Annotated in this window: 27 protein-coding genes; 14 read left to right on the top strand and 13 right to left on the bottom strand. The window is 50.8% G+C overall.

What is annotated here, in order from left to right:
• Nucleotides 1–84 precede the first annotated feature (84 nt).
• Nucleotides 85–960, top strand: coding sequence for a putrescine utilization regulator PtrR (gene ptrR / locus N0B36_RS15325; protein WP_016153075.1), 876 nt, complete (start codon nt 85–87; stop codon nt 958–960).
• A 221-nt stretch (nt 961–1181) separates the two neighbouring features.
• Complete coding sequence (locus N0B36_RS15330) at nt 1182–2378, top strand: sugar transporter (protein ID WP_019076778.1); 1197 nt, start codon at nt 1182–1184, stop codon at nt 2376–2378.
• 35 nt (nt 2379–2413) lie between these two features.
• Here the strand turns inward: N0B36_RS15330 and N0B36_RS15335 are convergent, their stop codons facing one another.
• A complete protein-coding gene (locus tag N0B36_RS15335) occupies nt 2414–3079 on the bottom strand; it encodes a MarC family NAAT transporter (protein WP_016153073.1) in 666 nt (221 codons plus the stop codon).
• 257 nt (nt 3080–3336) lie between these two features.
• Here N0B36_RS15335 and marR point away from each other — a divergent pair, with 257 nt between their 5' ends.
• Genes marR through marB form a run of 3 tightly spaced genes read left to right on the top strand, consistent with a single transcriptional unit; the run spans nt 3337 to nt 4422 of the window.
• Nucleotides 3337–3771 carry a multiple antibiotic resistance transcriptional regulator MarR gene (gene marR / locus N0B36_RS15340; RefSeq protein ID WP_016156485.1) on the top strand — a complete coding sequence of 145 codons (435 nt, stop codon included), beginning with the start codon at nt 3337–3339 and terminating at the stop codon, nt 3769–3771.
• A gap of 18 nt (nt 3772–3789) precedes the next feature.
• Nucleotides 3790–4173 (top strand): MDR efflux pump AcrAB transcriptional activator MarA, encoded by a 384-nt coding sequence (marA, locus tag N0B36_RS15345; RefSeq protein WP_003032424.1) that lies wholly within the window; start codon nt 3790–3792, stop codon nt 4171–4173.
• A 30-nt stretch (nt 4174–4203) separates the two neighbouring features.
• A complete protein-coding gene (marB, locus tag N0B36_RS15350; RefSeq protein ID WP_016153071.1) occupies nt 4204–4422 on the top strand; it encodes a multiple antibiotic resistance protein MarB in 219 nt (72 codons plus the stop codon).
• Between the two features lie 32 nt (nt 4423–4454).
• On the opposite strand, the gene eamA is transcribed toward marB, so the two are convergent.
• Nucleotides 4455–5354, bottom strand: coding sequence for an O-acetylserine/cysteine exporter (gene eamA, locus N0B36_RS15355; protein ID WP_259688593.1), 900 nt, complete (start codon nt 5352–5354; stop codon nt 4455–4457).
• A gap of 198 nt (nt 5355–5552) precedes the next feature.
• On the opposite strand from eamA, the gene ydeE reads away from it, so the two are divergent.
• Complete coding sequence (gene ydeE / locus N0B36_RS15360; protein ID WP_047359042.1) at nt 5553–6740, top strand: efflux MFS transporter YdeE; 1188 nt, start codon at nt 5553–5555, stop codon at nt 6738–6740.
• A gap of 40 nt (nt 6741–6780) precedes the next feature.
• On the opposite strand, the gene urtE is transcribed toward ydeE, so the two are convergent.
• From urtE to urtA, 5 genes are read right to left on the bottom strand one after another with little or no spacing between them, the layout of a single operon-like run.
• Nucleotides 6781–7479 (bottom strand): urea ABC transporter ATP-binding subunit UrtE, encoded by a 699-nt coding sequence (gene urtE, locus N0B36_RS15365; RefSeq protein WP_046276386.1) that lies wholly within the window; start codon nt 7477–7479, stop codon nt 6781–6783.
• A 9-nt stretch (nt 7480–7488) separates the two neighbouring features.
• Nucleotides 7489–8286, bottom strand: coding sequence for an urea ABC transporter ATP-binding protein UrtD (gene urtD, locus N0B36_RS15370; protein ID WP_259688594.1), 798 nt, complete (start codon nt 8284–8286; stop codon nt 7489–7491).
• Nucleotides 8286–9359 (bottom strand): urea ABC transporter permease subunit UrtC, encoded by a 1074-nt coding sequence (gene urtC / locus N0B36_RS15375; RefSeq protein ID WP_016156480.1) that lies wholly within the window; start codon nt 9357–9359, stop codon nt 8286–8288. The genes urtD and urtC overlap by 1 nt, the downstream gene beginning before the upstream one ends.
• Nucleotides 9359–10933: an urea ABC transporter permease subunit UrtB gene (gene urtB / locus N0B36_RS15380; RefSeq protein ID WP_216404093.1), complete on the bottom strand. Its 1575-nt coding sequence runs from the start codon at nt 10931–10933 to the stop codon at nt 9359–9361. The genes urtC and urtB overlap by 1 nt, the downstream gene beginning before the upstream one ends.
• A 43-nt stretch (nt 10934–10976) precedes the next feature.
• Complete coding sequence (gene urtA, locus N0B36_RS15385) at nt 10977–12248, bottom strand: urea ABC transporter substrate-binding protein (protein WP_259688595.1); 1272 nt, start codon at nt 12246–12248, stop codon at nt 10977–10979.
• Between the two features lie 486 nt (nt 12249–12734).
• On the opposite strand from urtA, the gene mgtS reads away from it, so the two are divergent.
• Together mgtS and N0B36_RS24465 are read left to right on the top strand one after the other, a co-directional pair.
• Complete coding sequence (mgtS, locus tag N0B36_RS15390; RefSeq protein ID WP_003032406.1) at nt 12735–12830, top strand: protein MgtS; 96 nt, start codon at nt 12735–12737, stop codon at nt 12828–12830.
• Between the two features lie 400 nt (nt 12831–13230).
• Nucleotides 13231–13404 (top strand): YnfU family zinc-binding protein, encoded by a 174-nt coding sequence (locus N0B36_RS24465; protein WP_213083734.1) that lies wholly within the window; start codon nt 13231–13233, stop codon nt 13402–13404.
• Nucleotides 13405–13570: 166 nt separating this feature from the next.
• Here the strand turns inward: N0B36_RS24465 and dcp are convergent, their stop codons facing one another.
• On the bottom strand, nt 13571–15616 hold the full coding sequence (gene dcp, locus N0B36_RS15395; protein WP_016153062.1) for a peptidyl-dipeptidase Dcp: 2046 nt from the start codon (nt 15614–15616) through the stop codon (nt 13571–13573).
• A 137-nt stretch (nt 15617–15753) separates the two neighbouring features.
• Here dcp and ydfG point away from each other — a divergent pair, with 137 nt between their 5' ends.
• The 3 genes from ydfG to ydfZ all read left to right on the top strand — a co-directional run bounded on the left by ydfG (nt 15754) and on the right by ydfZ (nt 17665).
• Nucleotides 15754–16500 carry a bifunctional NADP-dependent 3-hydroxy acid dehydrogenase/3-hydroxypropionate dehydrogenase YdfG gene (gene ydfG, locus N0B36_RS15400; RefSeq protein ID WP_016153061.1) on the top strand — a complete coding sequence of 249 codons (747 nt, stop codon included), beginning with the start codon at nt 15754–15756 and terminating at the stop codon, nt 16498–16500.
• Between the two features lie 86 nt (nt 16501–16586).
• Nucleotides 16587–17273 (top strand): GntR family transcriptional regulator, encoded by a 687-nt coding sequence (locus tag N0B36_RS15405; protein ID WP_047417528.1) that lies wholly within the window; start codon nt 16587–16589, stop codon nt 17271–17273.
• A gap of 188 nt (nt 17274–17461) precedes the next feature.
• Nucleotides 17462–17665 carry a putative selenium delivery protein YdfZ gene (ydfZ, locus tag N0B36_RS15410; protein WP_003032393.1) on the top strand — a complete coding sequence of 68 codons (204 nt, stop codon included), beginning with the start codon at nt 17462–17464 and terminating at the stop codon, nt 17663–17665.
• Nucleotides 17666–17739: 74 nt separating this feature from the next.
• Here the strand turns inward: ydfZ and N0B36_RS15415 are convergent, their stop codons facing one another.
• The 4 genes from N0B36_RS15415 to N0B36_RS15430 all read right to left on the bottom strand — a co-directional run bounded on the left by N0B36_RS15415 (nt 17740) and on the right by N0B36_RS15430 (nt 22409).
• A complete protein-coding gene (locus N0B36_RS15415; protein ID WP_259688596.1) occupies nt 17740–19206 on the bottom strand; it encodes a mannitol dehydrogenase family protein in 1467 nt (488 codons plus the stop codon).
• A gap of 159 nt (nt 19207–19365) precedes the next feature.
• Nucleotides 19366–20700, bottom strand: coding sequence for an MFS transporter (locus N0B36_RS15420; protein ID WP_259688597.1), 1335 nt, complete (start codon nt 20698–20700; stop codon nt 19366–19368).
• Nucleotides 20701–20760: 60 nt separating this feature from the next.
• A complete protein-coding gene (gene rspA, locus N0B36_RS15425) occupies nt 20761–21975 on the bottom strand; it encodes a starvation-sensing protein RspA (protein WP_016153056.1) in 1215 nt (404 codons plus the stop codon).
• A 107-nt stretch (nt 21976–22082) separates the two neighbouring features.
• Nucleotides 22083–22409 (bottom strand): YnfA family protein, encoded by a 327-nt coding sequence (locus tag N0B36_RS15430; protein ID WP_016153055.1) that lies wholly within the window; start codon nt 22407–22409, stop codon nt 22083–22085.
• Between the two features lie 153 nt (nt 22410–22562).
• Between N0B36_RS15430 and N0B36_RS15435 the strand changes: the two genes are divergently transcribed.
• Together N0B36_RS15435 and speG are read left to right on the top strand one after the other, a co-directional pair.
• On the top strand, nt 22563–22904 hold the full coding sequence (locus tag N0B36_RS15435) for a DUF1283 family protein (RefSeq protein ID WP_047500462.1): 342 nt from the start codon (nt 22563–22565) through the stop codon (nt 22902–22904).
• Nucleotides 22905–22939: 35 nt separating this feature from the next.
• Entirely contained in the window at nt 22940–23500 is a 561-nt protein-coding gene (speG, locus tag N0B36_RS15440; RefSeq protein ID WP_006684613.1) for a spermidine N1-acetyltransferase, read from the top strand.
• A 7-nt stretch (nt 23501–23507) separates the two neighbouring features.
• On the opposite strand, the gene N0B36_RS15445 is transcribed toward speG, so the two are convergent.
• Nucleotides 23508–24218: a YnfC family lipoprotein gene (locus tag N0B36_RS15445; RefSeq protein WP_080981761.1), complete on the bottom strand. Its 711-nt coding sequence runs from the start codon at nt 24216–24218 to the stop codon at nt 23508–23510.
• A gap of 102 nt (nt 24219–24320) precedes the next feature.
• Between N0B36_RS15445 and N0B36_RS15450 the strand changes: the two genes are divergently transcribed.
• On the top strand, nt 24321–24629 hold the full coding sequence (locus N0B36_RS15450; protein WP_103766286.1) for a DUF1161 domain-containing protein: 309 nt from the start codon (nt 24321–24323) through the stop codon (nt 24627–24629).
• The last annotated feature ends 86 nt before the right edge of the window (nt 24630–24715 follow it).

Consider the following 24715-nt stretch of genomic DNA (forward strand, 5'->3'; position numbering starts at 1 on the left):
CAGGGTATGGTCATATCATGCGCATATTTACTCTTTCTGAAAAATGAATAATATTAACCACACCATTCACGAACAGAGAACATTATGGATCTGACGCAACTGGAAATGTTCAACGCCGTCGCGGAGACAGGCAGTATTACGCAGGCCGCCGCGAAGGTGCATCGCGTGCCATCCAATCTCACCACCCGTATTCGCCAGCTTGAAGCCGACCTTGGCGTCGATCTGTTTATTCGTGAAAATCAGCGTTTGCGGCTTTCCCCGTCCGGGCACAATTTTTTACGCTACAGCCAGCGGATCCTCGCCCTGGTTGACGAGGCGAGAATGGTCGTCGCCGGCGATGAACCGCAGGGGTTGTTCTCTCTTGGCTCGCTCGAGAGTACTGCCGCTGTGCGGATCCCCGCCACGCTGGCTGAATATAATCAGCGTTACCCCAAAATTCAGTTTGCGCTGGCGACAGGTCCTTCAGGCACGATGCTGGACGGCGTGCTCGACGGGACGCTGAACGCCGCCTTTGTCGACGGCCCAATTACTCATCCAGGTCTTGAAGGAATGCCGGTCTACCGTGAAGAGATGATGATAGTCACTCCGCACGGTCATCCCCCTATCCAGCGGGCCAGCGACGTTAACGGTTGCAGCATTTACGCCTTTCGCGCCAACTGTTCCTATCGTCGCCATTTTGAAAGCTGGTTTCATGCCGATCGCGCAATGCCTGGCACCATTCATGAAATGGAGTCGTATCACGGCATGCTGGCTTGCGTCATTGCCGGTGCGGGTATCGCGCTGATCCCGCGTTCGATGCTGGAGAGCATGCCAGGACACCATCAGGTCCACGCCTGGCCGCTAAGCGAAAACTGGCGCTGGCTGAATACGTGGCTGGTCTGGCGCAGAGGGGCAATGACGAGGCAACTGGAAGCGTTTATTGAGGTATTGAACCCTCAGTTGTCGAAAAGCACGGAATAATTCGCGATTCTCAAACAACGCCATAAATAGCGTTCCGGGTGAATTCTCACGCCCGGAATTTCATTAATAATGAAACAGTTAAAATTACGCGAAATGTTCGGCACTCAATTTTGCCACCCAGTCAATGAAATGAGATCTTCATCACGAAATGATTGTATTTTAGCCAGCAAAAGTTTTAAGATCGTGGCCTTACCTTTTCGCAGCTAATCCACCTAATTGATATGACAACAGACACTGTTTCCCGCAAGGTCGCGTGGCTTCGGGTAGTTACGCTTGCCATTGCCGGTTTTATTTTCAATACCACCGAGTTTGTCCCTGTCGGTTTGTTATCCGACATCGCACAAAGTTTTAATATGCAGACCGCTCAGGTCGGGATCATGCTGACGATCTACGCCTGGGTTGTCGCCCTGATGTCGCTGCCTTTCATGCTGCTTACCAGCCAGGTAGAACGCCGCAAACTTCTGATCTGCCTGTTTGTCGTTTTTATCGCCAGCCACGTTCTCTCTTTCCTGGCATGGAATTTTACCGTGCTGGTGATCAGCCGTATTGGTATTGCTTTTGCCCACGCTATTTTCTGGTCGATCACCGCATCGCTGGCGATTCGCCTGGCTCCTGCCGGGAAACGCGCGCAGGCTCTCAGCCTGATTGCGACCGGCACCGCGCTGGCGATGGTGCTGGGCCTGCCTATCGGGCGCATCGTTGGCCAGTATTTTGGCTGGCGTACCACCTTCTTCGCCATCGGTATGGGGGCGTTAGTCACCCTACTTTGCTTGATTAAGCTCCTGCCAAAATTACCCAGTGAGCATTCCGGTTCATTAAAAAGCCTGCCGGTTTTATTCCGCCGTCCGGCATTGATGAGCCTGTATCTGCTGACGGTGATTGTGGTCACCGCGCATTACACGGCCTACAGCTATATCGAACCGTTTGTACAGACCGTCGCCGGGCTGAGCGCAAACTTTGCCACCGTGCTGCTGCTGGTTCTGGGTGGCGCGGGGATTGTCGGTAGCGTCATTTTTGGCAAGCTGGGTAACCAACATGCTTCCGTATTGATTAGTAGCGCCATTGCCCTGTTGACGGTGTGTCTGGTGCTGTTACTGCCCGCAGCGGACAGCGAAATGCATCTGGCCGTCCTGAGTATATTCTGGGGCATCGCCATTATGTTGATAGGCCTGGGTATGCAGGTGAAAGTGCTGGCGCTGGCCCCGGATGCCACCGACGTCGCAATGGCCCTTTTCTCTGGTATCTTTAATATCGGGATAGGCGCTGGCGCGCTGGTGGGAAATCAGGTGAGTCTGCACTGGTCAATGTCTACGATTGGTTACGTAGGTGCAGTGCCTGCGGTTGTGGCGTTCATATGGTCGGTGATTATCTTCCGTAAATGGCCAGTATCACTGGAAGAGCAGCCTCAGCATTCATAAAAGCGTGCCCGGTAGACAATACCGGGCACGTTGTTTTAAGCGTAAGTTTTAATGATTTCCAGCACGCCGTTAATAATAAACTGCACGCCCATACATACCAGCAGGAAGCCCATCAGTCGGGAGATCGCCTCAATACCGCCTTTGCCGACCAGGCGCATAATTCCCCCAGAACTGCGCAAACAGCCCCACAGGATAACCCCGACCACGGCAAAAATAATCGGCGGTGCGACCATTATCACCCAGTCCGGGAACTCAGCCCCATGACGCACGGTGGACGCCGAGCTGATGATCATTGCAATCGTACCCGGACCCGCGGTGCTTGGCATGGCCAGCGGAACAAATGCAATATTGGCAGTCGGTTCATCTTCCAGTTCTTCTGATTTGCTTCTCGCTTCCGGAGAGTCATGTGCCTTCTGCTGTGGAAACAACATTCGAAAGCCGATAAACGCAACGATTAACCCGCCCGCGATACGTAACCCGGGAATCGAAATCCCGAAGGTATTCATCACCAGTTGTCCGGCATAATACGCCACCATCATGATGGCAAACACGTAAACGGACGCCATGAGTGACTGACGGTTACGCTCTGCGCTGTTCATGTTGCCGGCAAGGCCGAGGAACAACGCCACGGTGGTTAACGGGTTTGCCAACGGTAACAGGACTACCAGCCCCAGTCCTATTGCTTTAAACAAGTCCATCATAATGTCATCTTTCCTGTGCGTTAATCGTCAACGGCAAGTATACGGTGAAATCCGGGAGATAAGCCATTTTCGCGGTGTAAGGATTCATTTTTCACCCGCACGTATAAACCATAATTTTCAAACCGTTAAAATTCCACTCGCCAGATATTGAGTCCGATGATTTAGCAAAACGTGGCATTTGCTGACCCATTCATTTGACTTATATTTGCCTAAGCAATAATATCAGCCGTGACTAACTACTTGCCAGGGCAACCATTGTGAAAAGCACCAGTGATCTGTTTAACGAAATCATCCCACTGGGTCGTTTGATCTACATGGTTAATCAGAAAAAAGATCGTTTGCTAAACGACTATCTGTCACCGCTGGATATCACGGCATCGCAGTTCAAGGTGCTCTGCTCCATCCGTTGCGCGGTGTGTATTACCCCTGTCGAATTGAAAAAAGTGCTGTCTGTCGATCTCGGCGCCCTTACGCGGATGCTGGACAGGCTGGCCTGTAAAGGCTGGATAGAAAGGCTTCCGAATCCACATGACAAGCGAGGCGTGCTGGTGAAACTCACCGAGCATGGCGCGGCAATTTGCGAGCAGTGTCATCAATTAGTAGGGCAAGACCTGCACCAGGAACTAACAAAAAACTTAACGGCGGATGAAGTGACCACGCTTGAGCATTTGCTGAAGAAAATCCTGCCGTAAACAGAAAGAGGTATGACGATGTCCAGACGCAATACTGACACAATCACTATTCATAGCATTTTGGACTGGATCGAAAATAACCTTGAATCGCCGCTCTCGCTGGAAAAGGTGTCAGAGCGTTCAGGTTACTCCAAATGGCACCTGCAACGGATGTTTAAAAAAGAAACCGGTCATTCACTGGGTCAATACATCCGTAGCCGTAAAATGACTGAAATAGCGCAAAAATTAAAAGAGAGTAACGAGCCGATCCTTTATCTGGCGGAGCGTTACGGTTTTGAGTCCCAGCAAACGCTGACCCGGACATTCAAAAACTATTTTGATGTTCCGCCGCATAAATACCGTATGACGAATATGCACGGCGAATCACGCTATTTGCTGCCACTCAATCAATGTAATTGCTAATCGCCAGTTAACGACGTAACCGAGGAAATCATGAAACTTCTGTCTTATGCGATGCTGGCCCTGCTGTATGTTGTTTCGGGCCAGAGCATGGCGGAACAGACCGCGCAACCTGCCACACAAAACAGTCGTGACGCGATGATCATGCCGCCTGCGCACGATCGGTCCCCGTTCGATTTTAATCATATGGGTGCAGGCAGCGACAAATCCGACGAATTAGGTGTGCCTTATTACAATATGCGCAACCTGTAATTTTTTTTGCCCCGTCACTGCGGGGCTTTTTTTTACCCTCTCGCCTGCGCAGTCTTACGCAACCGAAAGCCAAACACATTAATGTACAATCCTGCCATGATCAGCAGCGCACCGAGCAGTTGTAATCCGGTAAGCGTTTCATCCAGCAGCACGGCCGCGCTCGCCAGTCCAACAACCGGCACCAACAGCGACAACGGCGCGACACGCCAGGTTTCATAACGCCCGAGTAAAGATCCCCAGATGCCATAACCCACAATGGTCGCCACAAACGCCAGATAAACCAGTGACAGAATGGTGGTCATATCTATCGTCACCAGACTTTGGATAATTTGCGTTGGGCCATCGAGAAGTATTGAGGCGAGGAAGAATGGGACAACAGGAATCAACGCACTCCATACCACCAACGACATCACCGCCGGGCGTGACGTATGCTGCATGATTTTTTTATTAAAGATATTACCGCTGGCCCAGCTTAGCGCCGCCGCCAGCGTCAGCATAAAACCGAGCATGCCAACATGCTGTCCGTTCAGACTGGCCTCAATCAGCACCAGCACGCCAAATATGGCCAGCGCAATCCCTACCCGTTGTTTACCTTGCAGACGTTCACCAAAGGCGAATGCCCCCAGAATGATGGTGAAAAACGCCTGAGCCTGTAATACCAGAGAAGCTAACCCGGCAGGCATACCGAATTTGATGGCGCTAAAGAGAAACGCGAACTGCCCAAAACTGATGGTCAGCCCATAGCCGAGCAGCAGTGAAAGCGGAATTTTCGGCCGGACAACGAAGAAAATCGCCGGAAATGCCACCAGTAAAAAACGCAACCCAGCCAGCATTAAGGGTGGCATATTGTGTAGCCCCACTTTGATGACGACAAAGTTCAGCCCCCAAACCACAACGACCAGTAACGCTAATAACCCGTCTTTACGCGACATACCACCGCCCCTGCGAATATTAAATTTTTGTAAACAAATTAAAGTAACGGAAATCGTTGTGCCGTAACAGATCATTAATTCAGGTAGGCCACACAGGGCATTTTCGGACAACTTATTGAGTGTACATCACACTTTTAGCATGCTATTTGTTTCTGATATCTAAAAAAAACATAACAACATGCATTGTCGGGCAGGAAAATGAATATCTCTCTGAGAAGGTCCACTCTCGCGTTACTCGCGTCATCATTGTTATTAACGATTGGGCGTGGCGCCACGCTGCCCTTTATGACGATCTACCTCAGCCGACAGTACAATCTGAGCGTCGACCTGATCGGTTATGCGATGACGGTCGCACTGACCATTGGCGTCGTGTTCAGCCTTGGCTTTGGTATTCTGGCCGACAAGTTTGATAAAAAACGCTATATGCTGCTGGCTATCTGCGGCTTTGCCTCTGGCTTTATTGCTATTCCACTGGTGCATAACGTAGTGGTAGTGGTTTTGCTCTTTGCCCTGATCAACTGCGCCTACTCCGTCTTCGCCACGGTGCTGAAAGCCTGGTTTGCCGATAATCTCTCTGCGACCAACAAAACTAAAATTTTCTCGCTTAACTATACCGTGCTGAACATCGGCTGGACCGTAGGCCCACCGCTGGGCACGCTACTGGTTATGCAAAGCATTAACCTGCCGTTCTGGCTCGCTGCTGCATGTTCAGCACTCCCTCTGGTGTTTATCCAGACCTGGGTAAAACGTTCACCAGCAGCATCAGAAGGTCTGAACGCCGCAGTTTGGTCCCCCTCGGTACTGCTGCGCGACAGAGCATTATTCTGGTTTACGCTGTCAGCATTTTTGGCGTCATTCGTTGGTGGTGCCTTTGCGTCCTGTATTTCGCAATACGTTATGGTGGTTGCAGACGGCGATTTTGCCGAGAAAGTGGTGGCAGTCGTCCTGCCTGTTAACGCCGCCATTGTGGTATCACTGCAATATGCCCTCGGGCGCAGGCTCACCGCCACCAATATCCGCCCGCTAATGACTGTAGGCACGCTGTTCTTTGTGGTCGGTCTGGTTGGCTTCACCTTCTCCGGCAACAACCTGGTGTTATGGGGCATTTCTGCGGCCTTTTTCACTATCGGCGAAGTCATTTACGCACCGGGTGAATACATGCTCATCGACAACATCGCACCTGCAGGAATGAAAGCCAGCTATTTTTCCGCCCAGTCGTTAGGCTGGTTGGGCGCAGCGGTAAACCCATTAGTCAGCGGCGTCATTTTAACCACATTGCCGCCGTGGTCGCTGTTTGTGGCGCTGATGGTGGCGATCGTTCTTGCCTGGGCGCTAATGATAAAAGGCATGCGCGCCAAACCCTGGGGCCAGACGGCGGTCTGCTAATGATGATCGCGACAGAGCCAAAGCCGCTCTGTCGCGAATCTCAAATGGCGACCAGCCCTCGAACGCCTTCGGATTCCATATTTTTACCGTCACCGCTTTGAATAATGCTGCCTCGCGACATGAGTAAGTATTTGTCGGCCAGTTGCTGCGCAAAATCATAGAACTGCTCCACCAGCAAAATGGCCATGTCACCCCGGTGCGCCAGTTGAGAAATCACCTGCCCAATTTCTTTAATCACCGACGGCTGGATCCCCTCCGTGGGCTCATCGAGGATTAACAACTGCGGGCGACTGGCCAGCGCTCGCCCAATCGCCAGTTGCTGCTGTTGCCCGCCGGACAAATCTCCACCCCGCCGATGTTTCATCTCCTGTAGAACCGGAAAGAGCGCATAGATATCATCCGGCACACGTCTGGCCTCCTGTGCTGAAAAACGGGAAAGGCCGAGCAGCAGGTTCTCTTCTACCGTCAGACGCGGGAAAATATCGCGACCCTGTGGTACATACGCCACACCGGCCCTGACCCGCTGATGCGGCTTCCAGTGAGTGACATTTTTCTCCTGCCAGAACACACTCCCACTGCGGGCAGGAATAAGCCCCATCAGGCACTTCAGAAGCGTCGTTTTCCCCACGCCGTTACGCCCCAGCAGACATGTCACCTCGCCGATACGCGCCTCAAAGTTCACACTTCGCAGAATATGGCTGCCACCATAATATTGATTCAGTTCTTTCACCTGCAACATCTGTGCTCCTTAACGCCCGAGATAAACTTCAATAACCTGCTCGTTGGCCTGCACTTCGCGCAGACTTCCCTGAGCCAGAACGCGTCCCTGATGTAAGACCGTGACGCGATCGGCAATGGTTTCGACAAATCCCATATCGTGCTCAACAACCATCAGCGAGTGCTTCCCGGCAAGCTTACGAAACAGTTCCGCAGTGTATTCCGTCTCCGCATCCGTCATGCCCGCCGCGGGTTCATCCAGCAGCAGTAAATGCGGCTCCTGTACTAACAGCATGCCAATTTCGAGAAACTGTTTTTGCCCGTGAGAAAGCAGCCCGGCGCGGCGGGCCCGCTCGTTGCCCAGCCGCAACAGCGCCAGTATTTCATCTATACGATCCCGTTGTTCGACGGTGAGGCGCGCCCGTAAAGAGCCCCAGACAGATTTATCACTTTTCAGCGCCAGCTCCAGATTCTCCTCCACCGTTAACGCTTCAAATACCGTGGGTTTCTGAAACTTCCGCCCAATACCCTGACGTGCAATGGCGATGGGGTCCAGCGTTGTTAAATCGGTCGACTGATCGTATATCACCCGACCACTTTGCGGCCTGGTTTTGCCGGTAATAACATCCATTAGCGTCGTTTTTCCGGCACCGTTGGGACCAATGATGCAACGCAGCTCCCCAACGCCAATATTGAGCGTGAGATCCGTTAACGCCTGGAAGCCATCGAAGTTAACGTTAATTTTTTCCAACTGGAGCACCGGGTCCGTTTGGTTGCGAAACCGATCGCCTGGCATCTGGCGAGTAAAAAGCCCTTCATCTGGCTGCATTATTTGTCTCCCTTGCGAAACAGACCCATCACACCACGAGGTAAAAACAGCGTAACGCCAATAAAGATCAGGCCAAGAAACAGTTGCCAGTATTCCGGCATAATGACGGTAAACAGACTTTTAGCGCCGTTCACCAGTACGGCGCCAAATACCGGGCCAATCAGGGTTCCACGCCCGCCAAGGGCAACCCAAATCGCCGCTTCTATCGAGTTGGTCGGCGACATTTCGCTGGGGTTAATGATTCCCACCTGCGGAACATACAACGCCCCCGCCAGGCCGCACAGCACGGCGGAAAGCGTCCACACCAGCAGCTTGAAACCTTTCGGATCGTAACCACAGAACATCAGTCGGTTCTCGGCGTCGCGCACGGCAGTGAGAATTCGACCAAACTTACTGCGGGCCAGCGCCAGTCCCAGCCATATTGCCAGCACCAGCAGCATGACCGTCGCCAGAAACAGTGCGATACGGGTTGAGGTCGCGGTTACCGGAAATCCCAAAATGGTGGTAAAACCGGTAAAACCGTTATTTCCCCCAAAGCCGGTTTCGTTGCGGAAAAACAGTAACATTCCGGCGAAAGTCAGGGCCTGAGTCATGATGGAGAAATAGACCCCTTTGATTTTTGAACGGAAGGCAAACCAGCCAAATACCAGCGCCAGCAGGCCCGGCACCAGCACAACCAACAACATCGCCCAGATAAAATGTTGCGTTCCCCACCAAAACCAGGGCAGCTCGGTCCACGACAGAAACGACATAAAGGCCGGTAATCCTTCGCCGGAAGCCTGGCGCATCAGGTACATTCCCATCGCATATCCCCCCAGCGCAAAGAAAATACCGTGGCCCAGCGAGAGCATTCCCGCATAGCCCCACACCAGATCCAGCGCCACAGCCACAATGGCATAGCAGAGAATTTTCCCGGCCAGAGTCAATGTCCACACCGATATGGCCAGCGGATGATCCGCAGGTAACAGCGCCAGAAACGGCAGAATAATCAGCGTCAGCAGTAAACCCAGCCCCAGGATGCGTGTCGCGCGCGGCGCTTTACGCGCCAGCGTTAATGTCATTGGCATCGTCATCAGTCAATAACCCTCCCTTTCAACGCGAACAGCCCCTGAGGACGTTTCTGAATAAACAAAATAATCAGCACCAGAATCATAATCTTACCGAGAACCGCTCCCACCTGAGGCTCAAGAATTTTGTTGAAAATCCCAAGCCCAAACGCAGCGGCTACACTCCCCGCGAGTTGTCCCACGCCGCCCAGCACCACCACCAGAAACGAATCGATAATGTAGCTTTGCCCCAGTTCCGGTCCTACGTTGCCTAACTGCGAGAGCGCTACGCCCCCCAGTCCGGCAATCCCTGAACCAAGACCAAAGGCCAGCATATCCACACGTCCGGTAGGTACGCCGCAGCAGGCCGCCATATTGCGATTTTGCGTCACCGCACGTACGCGCAGTCCGAGACGGGTTTTATTCAACAACAGCCAGGTGAAGAACAGCACCAGAATGGCAAAGCCAAACACCACAATTCGGTTCCACGGCAAAATCAGATTGGCATAAACCTGAATGCCCCCGGAAAGCCATTCCGGATTAGCGACTTCAAGGTTTTGCGCGCCGAAGGACATACGCACCAACTGGATAAGCATCAGGCTGATCCCCCACGTTGCCAGCAGGGTTTCGAGCGGACGCCCGTATAAATGGCGGATCACTCCGCGCTCGAGTAGCATTCCAACCCCAGCGGTAAGCAAAAAGGCGACCGGAAGCGCAATAACCGGATACCAGGCCAACCATTGCGGGAAAAACTGGCCCATCAGCTGTTGCACCATCCAGGTACCGTAAGCGCCGAGCATTAACATCTCACCATGCGCCATATTAATGACGCCAAGTAAGCCGTAGGTTATCGCCAGACCCAATGCCGCCAGCAGCAAAATGGAGCCCAGCGACAATCCCATAAATGCCTGTCCAAGAAGATCGCCAACCTTCATGCGATGCGCGATGGAATTCAGGCTTTCGTCAGCGGCAGCACGAACGCGGGCATCAGGTTCATGTTCAGCATGGGTGAATGGCTGCAGGCGCGCCTGGGTTTCAGGATCGTTCGACGCCCCTAGCAGTTCGATTGCCTGACGTCTGATCTCAGGCGAGGTGCTGGTCAGTTGCAGGTTTGCCAGTGCAATAGCCAGTAAGGATTTCACGTCAGCATCCGGCTCCTGGGCCAGTCGTTGCTGCAAAAACGGCAGCATCCCCGGCTGGGCCTCACGCTGTAATGTACGCGCTGCCCCGCCCCTTTGCGTGACACTGTCACTTAAGAGCTGGTGGACGGCCAAGGTTCCGGCAACCAGATTACGCAGGCGGTTAGTCAGGCGGATTTTTTTTAGCTCGCCGTTCGGACCTGCCGCCATTCCTAGCGGTTGTACGTGCGAGCCGTTCATGATAAACGCGTTTTTCGCGTTATCTGTCAGCAGGTTCTCATCACTCAGCGCTTTGAGCACCGGCAAGCGTTGAACGTCGGGTTTTACCGACCATTGTTCAAGTAAGGCGGCCTGCTGAGTCCGGTTGGCGGCGGTAAAGGTATCGGCATCTGCGGCCTGCGCTATCCACGGCAAAAGCCACGTCAGCAACAACACACCACGAATAAAGCGCATGGCTTTCATGAGCATTCTCCAAAGCGTTGCCCTCCCGCAGGAGGGCGTAAGATCAGTTGCTGGCGGTTTTAACGGGCTGTTCAGATTTTTTATCATTACCAGCGATATATGGACTCCACGGCTGGGCGCGAACCGGCGCTTCGGTTTGCCACACCACGTTAAACTGGCCGTTGCCTTCAATCTCGCCAATCATGACGGGTTTATGCAGGTGATGGTTGGTCGCATCCATGGTCAGGGTAAATCCTGATGGTGCCGCGAATGATTGTCCTGCCATAGCCGCCCGGACTTTATCCACATCGGTAGTTCCGGCTTTTTCTACTGCCTGCGCCCACATATGCAGGCCAACATAAGTGGCTTCCATAGGGTCGTTGGTCACCACCGAATCAGCATTCGGCAGCTTATGCGCTTTAGCATACGCCCGGTAATCCGCGACGAACTTCTTGTTGGCCGCATTATCTACAGACTCAAAGTAGTTCCACGCAGCCAGGTTGCCCACCAGCGGTTTAGTATCGATACCGCGCAACTCCTCCTCACCCACAGAGAATGCCACCACCGGAACATCCGTGGCTTTCAGGCCCTGGTTCGCTAACTCTTTATAGAATGGAACGTTAGAATCCCCGTTGATGGTCGATACCACCGCCGTTTTTCCTCCTGCGGCGAATTTTTTAATACTGGCAACAATGGTCTGGTAATCGCTGTGTCCGAATGGGGTATACACCTCTTCGATGTCTTTATCGGCCACGCCTTTCGAATGCAAAAAGGCGCGTAAAATTTTGTTAGTCGTACGCGGATAGACATAGTCCGTACCCAGCAGGTAGAAGCGCTTAGCGCTGCCGCCGTCCTCACTCATCAGATACTCAACCGCCGGGATCGCCTGCTGGTTAGGCGCAGCGCCGGTATAGAAGACGTTAGGCGACATCTCCTCACCTTCATATTGCACCGGGTAAAACAGCAGACCGTTCAATTCTTCAAATACCGGTAAAACCGATTTACGCGAAACCGATGTCCAGCAGCCGAAAACCGCCGCTACCTTGTCCTGACTCAGTAACTGACGTGCTTTTTCAGCAAATAACGGCCAGTTCGAAGCCGGGTCAACCACCACCGGTTCCAGCTTTTTGCCCAATACACCGCCCTGCGCATTGATTTCATTAATAGTCATCAACGCCACATCTTTCAGCGGCGTTTCGGAAATAGCCATGGTGCCGGATAACGAATGCATGATGCCAACCTTAATAGTATCGGCCGCCTGAACACTAAAACTCATTCCCATTGCGACAACAGAGGCGGAAAGCGTAAAAGCTTTTAAAAATGTACGACGCTGCATAGTTTCACTCCTGAAATTAGTCTTGTTGAAAGCTCCGGTGCAGCCGGGCAGACAAAACGGTGCAAATTAAGGGTATTCAGAAGTGATAAGGCAAAAACGATGCCAGATATTAAAACATCATATAAAATCAATGAATTAGAATTTTAGGCACAAAAAGCAGTATTAATTTTTGCCGCCAGAAGGATTAATCGCGTGAAACATTGAACCACAATGAGACAACTCTGCATTATAAACGTGCAACAATCTGTGTCTGTCACACACGGTCATAACGGCGTGCCCCGGTATAAAAACATGGTTATTTGTTCGCAGATAACCGTGCCTTGTCACTATTATTTATTTTTCCCGACGTAATCACGTCAAAATTTTACTTTTCCGCCGAAATAATCACACAGTTCAGCCTTTGTTTAAGATTGAATTGCTACTATAGTCATAAGCGAGGTGAACTTAAGGTAAGAGAGGAAACTCACAAATAAAGGAGCATTTACTATGCTGGGTAATATGAATATTTTTATGGCTGTTCTGGGAATTATTTTATTTTCCGGTTTCCTGGCCGCGTATTTTAGCCACAGATGGGATGATTGATGAACGGAGATAGTCCTGAACCGACCCGGCCCCTTGCTGCGTAGCTGCACAAGGGGCCATTTTTTTACCTGAATTCCCCTTCCCGGCACCTTTTCCCTGATGTACAGATAAAAAAAAACCGCCGGATAAACCAGCGGTAAATGCTTGCATGGATAGATTTGTGTTTTGCTTTTATACGCTACCTGGCAATTCCCTGCGAAGATAACGGATAGTTGGCTAATCTATCATCGACAACCCCAATGAACGTTAAACGAAACGTAACTACCTTCTATAAGACATGTTGGCCGCTAATGAGATTCTTGCAAACCGTACAGTAATCCATGTTATCGCAATGGTTATAAAATAAGCTATTTATTGCTTCATAGTGTATGGTAAGCACCCCATCACAAGGACAATCAATATGTCGATACTCAAAGATATTAAGATGCGTACTTTACGACCAGTGAAAAGTACCTGTCCTCACTGCTGCCGCCAGTCAATGCACAGCCTGTCGAGAATAAAAAACAACATAACGTTAGTCTGCCCCAACTGCGGCAATACCTACCTTCCTTCCCAAAGCAAACCAGTCAAGTAACGTAAGAACAGGAAAACAATGCCGACCTTTCACCAGCAGCACTCCCTACCCGAGCGTCTCTATGAGATGCAAGGCATCAATACCCAACAACGATTCATTTTGCTGAAGAAAAAATCCAGCTAACAACCGGGCACCACGCCCGGTTCAATTTTCTGGCTGACCAGTCTTAAGCGCTCAAGCCACGATGTTCCAGCATGGGTTCCATGCGCGGTTCACGCCCGCTCCACTGGCGATAAAGTTCAGTTAAATCAGTGCTGTTTCCGCGGGACAAAATTGCTTCGCGGAATTTCTGTCCGTTTTCACGGGTTAATCCGCCCTGCTCTACGAACCACTGGTAGCCGTCATCGGCCAGCATTTGCGTCCACAGATAGGCATAATAACCTGCGGCATAACCGCCACCGAAGATATGGGCAAAATAACTGCTGCGATAACGCGGCGGCACAGCCTTGAGATCCAAACCTTCCGCCGCCAGCGCCTGCTGTTCAAATTGATCGACCGGATGAGATGACTCGCTCAACTCCAGAGAGTGCCAGCGCATATCCAGCAATGCAGCGCTGAGCAGTTCGGTCATGTCGTAACCTTTGTTAAACAGACTGGCCCGCTGCATTTTATCCCGCAATGCCTGCGGCATTTGCTCCCCGGTATCAACATGTCGGGCAAAACGGGCAAAGACCTGAGGATGGCTCGCCCAGTGTTCGTTGATCTGTGAAGGAAACTCGACAAAATCACGCGGAGTGTTGGTTCCAGAAAGCGTGGCATAACGCTGAGTGGCGAACAGACCGTGCAATGTATGTCCAAATTCATGAAATAGCGTAATAACATCATCCCACAGCAGCAATGCAGGCTGATCCTGTGCTGGTTTTTGATAATTACAGACGTTGTAAATAACCGGTCTGGTTTCGTTAAGCAGCGATTGCTCAACAAAATTGCCCATCCAGGCTCCGCCGCTTTTTGATTCCCGGGCAAAGAAATCACCGTAAAATAGCGCCAATCCTACGCCATCATGATCGAATATTTCCCATACCCGAACATCCGGGTGATAAACCGGAATATCGAATCGTTCAACGAATTTGATGCCAAAGAGTTGATTGGCCGTCCAGAAAACGCCCTCGTTCAGCACCGAATCCAGGGCAAAGTAAGGTTTGAGCTGTGCCTCATCAAGGTCATATTTCTCACGACGGACCTGCTCGGCATAAAACGACCAGTCCCAGGCCTCGGCGCTAAACGACTCGTGTTCTTGAAAGATAACGTTCTGGATTTCAGCCTGCTCATCCAACGCCCGCGCCCGCGCGGCTGGAACAATAGATCGCATAAATGTCAGTGCCGCTTCCGGTGTTTTTGCCATCTGGTCGGCAATTTTCCAGGCTGCGTAATTGGCAAAACCAAGCAGTTGCGCCTGCTGCATCCGGATTGCTACCAGTCGCTGAATAATAGCTCGCGTGTCGTTGCCATCATCATTTTCAGCCCGCGTCCATGCGCGGGTGAACAGTTTTTCGCGGGTCTGACGATCGCGTAAAACCGCAAGCGCCGGTTGCTGTGTTGTGTTTAATAGCGGGATAACCCAACGCGCTTCAAGCCCTTTCGCCCTTGCAGCTTCGGCGGCAACGGCAATTTCTTCTGTGCTCAGCCCCTCCAGATGCCGGATATCATCCACCACCATAGCACCTGACGTGTTTGCTGCCAGCAACCGTTGATTGAACTGGCTGGTCAGCGTGGCTGACTCCGTATTGAGCGCTTTAAGTTTGGCTTTATCGGTCTCGTTCAGACGGGCGCCGGCCAGTACAAAACGCTGATACACAACCTCCAGCAGACGTATTGATTCGCTATCCAGACTTAACGTACCACGCCGTTGCCAGACAGCTTCGACACGGGCGAAAAGCGCGCCATTGAGATAAATATCATTGGCAAGGTTCGCCAGCTCTGCGGAAAACTCTTCGTCAAGGCGCTGTAGTTCATCGTTGGTGTGCGCCGCCGTCATCGCGAAGAAAACGCTGGTCACGCGCGTGAGCAGCCCCCCGCTTTGTTCAAGCGCCAGCAACGTATTAGCAAAATCAGGAACCTGTGAGTTTTGCACAATAGCGTCGATCTCGGCGCGTTTTTGCCGCACGCCTTCATCAAACGCTGGACGATAATGCTGCACGTCGATCTGATCAAACTGCGGCGCCTGATACGGCAATGTGCTGTGGTGTAAAAATGGATTCGTTAACGACATCTTTCACTCCTGAAAACGATTTGTTTACCAGAGTAGACTTCCCGGGAATCGACCGCAATCGCGTTAAGCAGGAATAGCTCTGAACGGAAATGACGTGCTATGGTAGTACTACATAAAAAGCGTTGAGGAACAGTGAGATGATCGTTTTAGTAACCGGAGCAACCGCAGGTTTTGGTGAGTGCATTACGCGTCGTTTTATTGAGAATGGGCATAAAGTTATTGCCACCGGACGCCGCCAGGAGCGCCTGCAGGAACTCAAAGATGAGCTGGGTGACCGCCTCTATACCGCGCAACTGGACGTACGTAATCGTGCATCAATTGAAGAGATGCTGAACGCCTTACCCGCTGAATGGCGCGATATTGATGTTCTGGTCAACAACGCGGGTCTGGCGCTGGGCCTTGAGCCAGCCCACAAGGCCAGCGTTGAAGACTGGGAAAATATGATCGACACCAACAACAAAGGCCTGGTTTATATGACCCGTGCCGTTCTGCCAGGCATGGTTGAGCGCAACCGCGGTCATATTATCAATATCGGTTCTACCGCGGGTAGTTGGCCATACGCTGGCGGGAACGTCTACGGTGCGACCAAAGCGTTTGTTCGCCAGTTTAGCCTGAATTTACGTACTGACTTACACGGCACTGCGATTCGCGTTACCGACATTGAACCGGGTCTGGTTGGCGGTACGGAATTCTCTAACGTACGTTTCAAAGGCGATGATGCTAAAGCTGAAAAAGCCTACGAAAATACCACTGCGCTGACCCCGCAAGATGTTACAGAAGCGGTATGGTGGGTGGCGTCCTTACCCGCTCATGTCAACATTAACACCCTTGAAATGATGCCTGTCACACAGTCTTTTGCCGGACTGAGTATTCATCGGAGCTAATTTCTCTGCCCGGCCTTGCGCCGGGTATAGATAGCCTGAAATAAGTGATAAGATCTCCGGGTTAACTCTCTAAAAAGTAAGAATGAATGACCGTAGAAACGCAGCTCAACCCTACACAACCGGTAAATCAACAGATTTACCGTATTCTTCGTCGTGATATCGTGCACTGTCTGATTGCACCCGGTACGCCGCTGTCGGAGAAAGAGGTTTCCGTACGCTTTAATGTGTCACGCCAGCCGGTACGAGAAGCATTCATCAAACTGGCAGAGAACGGTCTGATTCAGATCCGCCCGCAGCGTGGCAGCTACGTAAACAAAATTTCGCTGTCGCAGGTGCAAAACGGCTGTTTTGTTCGCCAGGCAATTGAATGTGCCGTGGTCCGCCGCGCCGCATCACTGATCACCGACAAACAGTGCTATCAGCTCGAACAAAATCTGCATCAGCAACGCATCGCGATTGATCGAAAACAAATCAATGATTTCTTCCTGCTTGATGACGAATTTCATCAGAAACTGGCTTTAATCGCCGAGTGCCAGCTCGCCTGGGACACCGTTGAGAATATTAAGGCCACGATTGACCGCGTTCGTTATATGAGCCTAGATCATATCTCTCCGCCTGAAATGCTGCTGCGTCAGCATCACGATATTTTTACCGCACTTGAGAAACATGATGGCGATGCCGTTGAGCGCGCAATGATGCTGCATCTCCAGGAAATTGGTGAGTCCGTTCAGCTAATCCGTCAGGAAAATAGCGACTGGTTCAGCGAAGATTAATATTACGCTCACCTCACACCGAGGTGAGTTTCTCCTGCCTTCCCCTCTCCCGCACATCTGCATAAAAAAAGCTGTGATTTTGATCGAAAACAAAAAAAATCATTAACGAGAAGCGTATTTATATTGCGCCCGTTACGTGGGACTAGAGCCCACGGGCTTTGACGGTAAGTTGGAAAGGAGAAAACACCATGAAAACATACGATCGTAACCGTAACGCAATCACCACTGGCAGCCGCGTCATGATTAGCGACACCGGACTTACAGGCCGCATTACAGCGATAGATACCGATGGCCTGACCGCTGAGCAAATTCGCCGCGGGAAAACAGTGGAAATCGAAGGGTGTGAAGGTAAATATGCCCCCCTCGAACTGATTCGTTTGGGCATGAACTAATTGGTGTGAATGCCAGAAAACAATGCGCCATCTGGCCCGTTTATAGCCAGATGGCGACTTAAATGATGTTCTCGTTACTTCAGTTTTGCAGCATACTTCGCAACGGTTGCCTTCGCCCCTTCAGCCAGTAAAGCAAGATAGGCTTGTGTGACCTGATTCTTGAACAATTCTACCTGCGGCAGTTCACGACCAAAAATAGCATCGATCGCCAGCAGCGCCTGGACACGATCTTCGCCCTCGTTACTGCTATGCACCGCTTTCTGGATCACCGGTAACAGCGGATCGCTGATTTCAATCGCCTGGCCCTGATCATCCACACCGCCGACGTAACGCATCCAGCCAGCCACGCCCAGCGCCAGCAGTTCAAAGTGGCTACCGTGCACAATGTGCCAGCGAATGGAGTCCAGCATACGCTGCGGCAGTTTTTGACTGCCGTCCATCGCGATCTGCCAGGTGCGATGACGCAGTGCCGGGTTGCTGTAGCGCTCAATTAACAGATCGGCATAGTGCGGAAGATCCACACCTTTCACTTTTAACGTGGGCGCTTGTTCCTGCAACATCAGCGCGCGCGCGGCGAGGCGATAATTTTCATCGCCCATGCAATCGTTAATGTGCTGATATCCCGCCAGATACCCCAGATAAGCAAGGAAAGAGTGGCTGCCGTTGAGCATACGCAGTTTCATCTCTTCAAACGGAATGACATCAGCAACCAGCTCCGCTCCCGCCTTCTCCCATTCAGGGCGGCCAGCGACAAAGTTATCTTCAATAACCCACTGACGGAACGGTTCACATGCTACGCCTGCCGGGTCGCGTACGCCGGTAATGTGTTCAATTTTGTCCAGCGTATCCTGGGTAACAGCAGGGACAATGCGGTCAACCATTGTCGACGGGAATGTGACATGTTGTTCGATCCACGCAGCCAGTTCCGCATCCACCGCCCGGGCATACGCGGTGACAACATTGCGCATCACATGACCGTTTTCTGGCATGTTGTCGCAGGACATCACGGTAAAGGCGGCTAAACCCGCAGCTTTGCGGCGTGCAAGCGCCTCAACCACAACGCCTGGCGCAGTTTTTGGCTGTTTTGGATTTTGTAGATCGGCGGCAATCATCGGGTTGTCTAACATCAATTGACCGGTCGCCGGAGAATGGCAATACCCTTTCTCGGTAATGGTCAGAGAAACAATCGCAACCTGCGGTTCACTCATCGCAGCCAGTACGCTTTCCAGCCCATCAACCTGCGCATGCAGCGCATTTTTCACCACGCCCACGACTCTTGCAGTCCAAGCATCTGCGGACATTTCTGCAACGGTATACAGGTTATCTTGCTGTTTCAGATCGGCAATCTGCTGCTCGCCGCCAATCAGGTTCACTTCGCAATAGCCCCAGTCACTGCCGTGATCTGCAGCGAGAATGTCAGCGTAAACCCCCTGATGTGCGCGGTGAAATGCGCCAAACCCCAGATGGACAATACGCGGGACCAGTTTTGTACGATCGTAGTCGGGAAGTGCAGCCTTTGCCGTTAAGAGCTTGTTTTGCATGGTATGACCTACTTATCAATGAAATCAGGATTGATTCAGAGTAACGCCTGTATGGTTGTATGTTTTGATTTGCATTAAGCTTTTAATGATTGGTATGACATCACTTAAAGCTGTGTACCATAAAAGGTAAATTTGGCGGCATATTGCCGCCAAAGGATATTAATGTTTCTGCCACTGCTGGTATTCACGTTTAAGCCTTTGCGGTGCAGTTTCCGGCATCATCAGCAAACCAATAACTGAGATGACGCCAAGTACAATCACATAGGTTGCGAGTCCATAATAATGTCCACCAGTTACTTGCAGAATTTTTACTGCTACTAAACCAAGAATCCCACTACCAATTAGCGATCCCAACTGCCAAATTAATGCTATTCCGCTACAGCGAATATGAGTCGGGAAAAGCTCTGGGAAATAAGATGCCTGAGGTGCATAACACATACTATGCCCAACGCTCAGTACCAGGATCATTACTATTTGCGTAAGCCAAAAGCTATCCTGATTGATTGCAAGGAAGAAAGGAATAATCATAACAACCTGGAGCAATGCGCCGATAATATAAACTGGTTTACGCCCAATTTTATCGCATAGCGAGCCCATCATCGGTATTGCAATTATTTCTATAATCACCGCAACAATCATTGTCTCCATCAAGATATTTGCATCGAGATTGTTTGCCTTACCGTATGCAAGGACAATCACTGTAAACATTGCAAATGAGCAAGCCTCAATCAGCTTCGCACATACTCCCTTAACGACAATTCCCGGAAAATCACGGATAACTTCAACTAATGGACGTGATTCTTCTGCTTTTGTCTCCCTAATCTGAGCAAAGACTGGTGATTCATCAATTTTTAAGCGGATAAATAACCCAACAATAACCAGCAACAGACTTAACAGGAACGGTATACGCCACCCGTAATCCATCATTGCCTCTGGAGAAAGTGTGGCATTTAACAACGCAAAGAGTGCTAACGGCAGAAGAAAACCAACTGGGGCACCGATTTGAACCCAACTCGAAAAAAATCCACGATGTTTGGGCTCAGAATATTCAGCAGTCATCAATACTGCACCGGCTTGTTCTCCTCCAACACCAAAGCCCTGTAATACACGAATAAATATAAGTAAAGCTGGAGCCCATACACCTATTTTTTCATATGTAGGTAACAACCCAATACAGAATGTCCCTAAGCCAACGATTAATATAGTAATAACCAGTGCTTTTTTGCGCCCGACCTTATCGCCAATATGCCCAAAGACAATTCCTCCTAATGGTCTAGCCAGGAAACCAACGGCATAGGTTGCAAAAGCAGCCAGCGTACTAATTAACGGATCGTCACTTGGGAAAAATAAATGACCAAAAAAGAGTACGGCTGCTGTCCCATATGCAAAGAAGTCATAGTATTCGGCAGCAGTACCAATTGCGGAGGCTGAAGCCACTCTGCGAATAATGGGTTTATTATCTACGTTATTTTTAATATCGACTGAACTAACCATAAGTTTTACCTTCTGTAGGGTATTGAGTTAATCAACATCTTTCGTCCGTAAAATTTATATTTACCAGTTCCACAACGTGCCATCTTCCAGACGAGCAACAGGCAGATATGCAGGGTCATACGGGTATTTCGCCGCCAGCTTTTCATCAAACTCGATCCCAAGACCTGGTTTGTCTCCTGGATGCATATAGCCGTTATCAAAGGTCCAGTTGTGCGGGAACACTTCCAACATTTGCTCGGAATACCCCATATACTCCTGTACGCCGAAGTTCGGCACCCACAGATCAAAGTGCAACGCAGCGGCCATGCATACTGGGGACAGATCGGAAGGTCCATGCGAACCGGTACGTACCTGATACAGCGACGCGAAATCGGCAATTCGACGCATGCCAGTGATACCGCCCGCATGGGTGATGGTGGTGCGGATATAGTCGATCAATTGCTCTTCGATAAGCTGTTTGCAGTCCCAGATGCTGTTGAAAACTTCCCCTACCGCAATCGGCGTGACCGTATGCTGGCGGATCAGGCGGAAGCATTCCTGGTTTTCAGCCGGGGTCGGATCTTCCATCCAGAACAGACGGTATTGCTCGATGCTTTTGCCGAAACGGGCCGCTTCAATTGGCGTCAGACGGTGGTGCATATCGTGCAGAAGATGTTCGTTGAAACCAAACTTGTCGCGCACGGCTTCAAACAGTGTTGGCGTGAAATCGAGGTATTTCTCCGTTGACCATAACTGCTCTTCTGGCCACTGCCCTTTGGTGGCGGGTTCGTAGGCCAGTCCTTTGCCTTTAGACATACCGTAAGTGGTTTTCATACCCGGCACGCCGCACTGCACGCGAATTGCTTTAAAGCCCATCTCTTTATGGCGCGCATAATCTTCGAGTACGTCATCAACGGTATGGCCTGTGGTGTGACAGTAAACCATAACGCCTTCACGAGATGCACCGCCGAGCAACTGGTACAACGGCATATTCGCCGCTTTCGCTTTGATGTCCCACAATGCCATATCCACCGCGGAAATCGCCGACATGGTGACCGGACCACGACGCCAGTACGCGCCTTTGTAGAAAAACTGCCAGATGTCCTCAATTCGGTGCGCATCGCGACCAATCAGTTGCGGACAAACATGATCTTTCAGATAGGACGCTACGGATAACTCGCGTCCGTTTAACGTCGCATCTCCCAGCCCAGTGATCCCATCGTCTGTCGTAATTTTCAACGTGACAAAATTACGCCCCGGACAGGTGACAAACACTTCAGCCCCAACAATCTTCATCTCTTATTCCTTGCATTTGTTCTTGTGATGCAGGAAATTTACCCAACTGAGCTACTACCATACAAGTATGAAGATCAAAAAAGCGCTGATTGATCACAAAAAAGGCGCTATGCGCGCCCCCACCCAGCCACAATAATCAGCATGCCGCACAATGCCACCAGCGCGCCTGACCAGTCGTACAGGCTAAGTTTTACGCCGTCAACAATACGTAGCCAAAGCAACGCTGTCACCACGTAAACTCCACCATAGGCCGCGTACACACGCCCGCTTGCAGCCGGATGCAGCGTCAGTAACCAGACGAATAAGGCCAGTGACATCCCGGCGGGTATCAGCAGCCAAGCCGTAGCCCCTCGCTTAAGCCAGAGCCAGGGTAAAAAGCAGCCAATGATTTCGCATAACGCGGTGATGAAAAAAAGGAATGTGGTCTTAAGCATTGATGTTATTCAGTTACCTTCGGTTTAAACATGATACGACAGAATGTCGTTAGCGTATCCATCACCGCTGAGTGGGTATGCCCACAAGCCAGAATAGTGTAGAATTTAACCCTGTTTTATTGTTTTTTCCCTTTCCCATAAAAGGAATTCACCATGAATATTACACTGACCAAACGCCTGTGCCTGACGGCTATGCTGACGCTGGCTGCGGCTGTGTACACCTCTTCCGCATTTGCTGAAACCAGTAAACTGATCATTGAATCCGGGGACAGTGCGCAAAGTCGTCAACAGGCAGCAATGGAAAAGGAACAATGGAACGATACGCGTCAGCTACGCCAGAAGGTCAACAAGCGTGCAGAGAAAGAGTGGGACAAAACCGACTCAGCTTTCGATAGCCGTGATAAGTGCGAACAGAGCGCTAATATTAATGCGTACTGGGAGCCCAACACCCTGCGCTGCCTCGACCGCCGCACTGGCCGCACCGTTGCCCCATAATGATTGCACTTTGAAAGATATTGAAAGGATACGATATGACTAGCGCCCTCAGTGTTAAGCTGCGCCCGCTGGAGCGTGAAGATTTACGATTTGTCCATCAGCTTGATAACAACGCCAGCGTAATGCGTTACTGGTTTGAAGAACCTTACGAAGCATTTGTTGAGCTGTCAGATCTGTATGACAAGCATATCCACGACCAAAGTGAACGTCGCTTTGTTGTGGAATGCGACGGTGAAAAAGCCGGACTGGTGGAGCTGGTTGAAATTAACCATGTGCACCGCCGGGCAGAATTCCAGATCATTATTTCGCCGGAATATCAGGGCAAAGGTTTGGCTTCCCGGGCTGCTAAGCTGGCGATGGATTACGGCTTTACCGTACTTAACTTATATAAGCTGTATCTGATCGTTGATAAAGAGAACGAAAAAGCCATCCACATCTACCGTAAACTCGGCTTTATGGTCGAAGGCGAGCTGATTCATGAATTCTTTATCAACGGTCAATACCGCAACACTATCCGCATGTGTATCTTCCAGCAGCAGTATCTGGCAGAACATAAAACGTCAGGTCCTAACCTGCTGCAACCTACCGCTCAGTAAAGACTAACTAATAGTAATCGATGGTGTTTTCAATCGAGTAATGGTGTTCAACTGCCGGCTTCACGCTCTCGTCAACGATAACAAGCTGGCAGTTGACCGGATTAGCATAGTCATCATACTTGCACGTTTGTTTTACATTACCTAACGGATGGTTATTGAGCAGACTTACCGCGGTGTAATCCAGCTTCTTTAACGGGTCAACCGACGGTTTGGCATCAACCTGCAAGGTATTGTCCTTATTGACGGTGGTTTTACCCAGCGGGTAGCCTTCCGCATCATAGCGATATTGCACCTTCATCTCTTTTCCCGTGGCGGAAACGACAAAACCGTTATCGTCGGTATCCCATACCACGCCCGCCGCAGGCAGTTCTGCTAACTGACATTTACCCTGTAAGCGGATCCGTTTTTCCAGCGTTTTGGCGTCCCGGTAATAGTTAGCATCCAGGACCAGCGCCATGCCGGTATTGCTTTCGATATCATGCAATTCAAGCGTATCGAAGCACCCTTCCTGTGAGAGCGTACCGACAACGCGCTTGGTGACTACACCTTTGTCATTAAGCAGCGTCTGGCTGAAATCTTTTACTGGCCCGCGCAGCGGATCGAAATCAAATTCATTGGAAAAACTGGCCATTTCCGGCGTAAAGGAATCCAGGCCTTTGGCGTTATCACACCCGACCAGCACGACGCACAGGAAACCTAATAAGATCTTTTTCTTCACATTTTTCACCGGGATAAGAAGATAATTCTCAATCATATTAGCAAATACAGTTATTTACACCAGAAATGCTAATCTTAGTCCAGGTCGATCATAAAGGAGCTGATGATGAAATACATAACAGGAATTGCCGCGCTCTTACTGGCCGTCGCGTCCCCGCAGGTCTTGGCGGCACCGGCGTCATGTGAACGCGTGAAAAGTGATATCGAACAGCGCATCATTAATAATGGCGTTGCTGAATCCAGCTTTACGCTGAACATTGTCCCCAACGATCAGGCCGATCAGCCTGATTCACTGGTCGTGGGACATTGTGCAAACGATACGCACAAAATTCTCTATACCCGAACCAACAGTGGCAATGCCCCAGCCAATAGCACCCCTGCCCAGGACGGGCACGCCGCCGAACCGCAATAAATCACGCCCTCCGTGCGCGGAGGGTCACTCCTGTTTGATATGCATTAAGATGACATACCCATAAGTGGGTAAACTCAAACCATTAT

This window comes from Citrobacter sp. XY323, from assembly GCF_025106035.1.
GTDB classification, from domain to species: domain Bacteria; phylum Pseudomonadota; class Gammaproteobacteria; order Enterobacterales; family Enterobacteriaceae; genus Citrobacter; species Citrobacter braakii.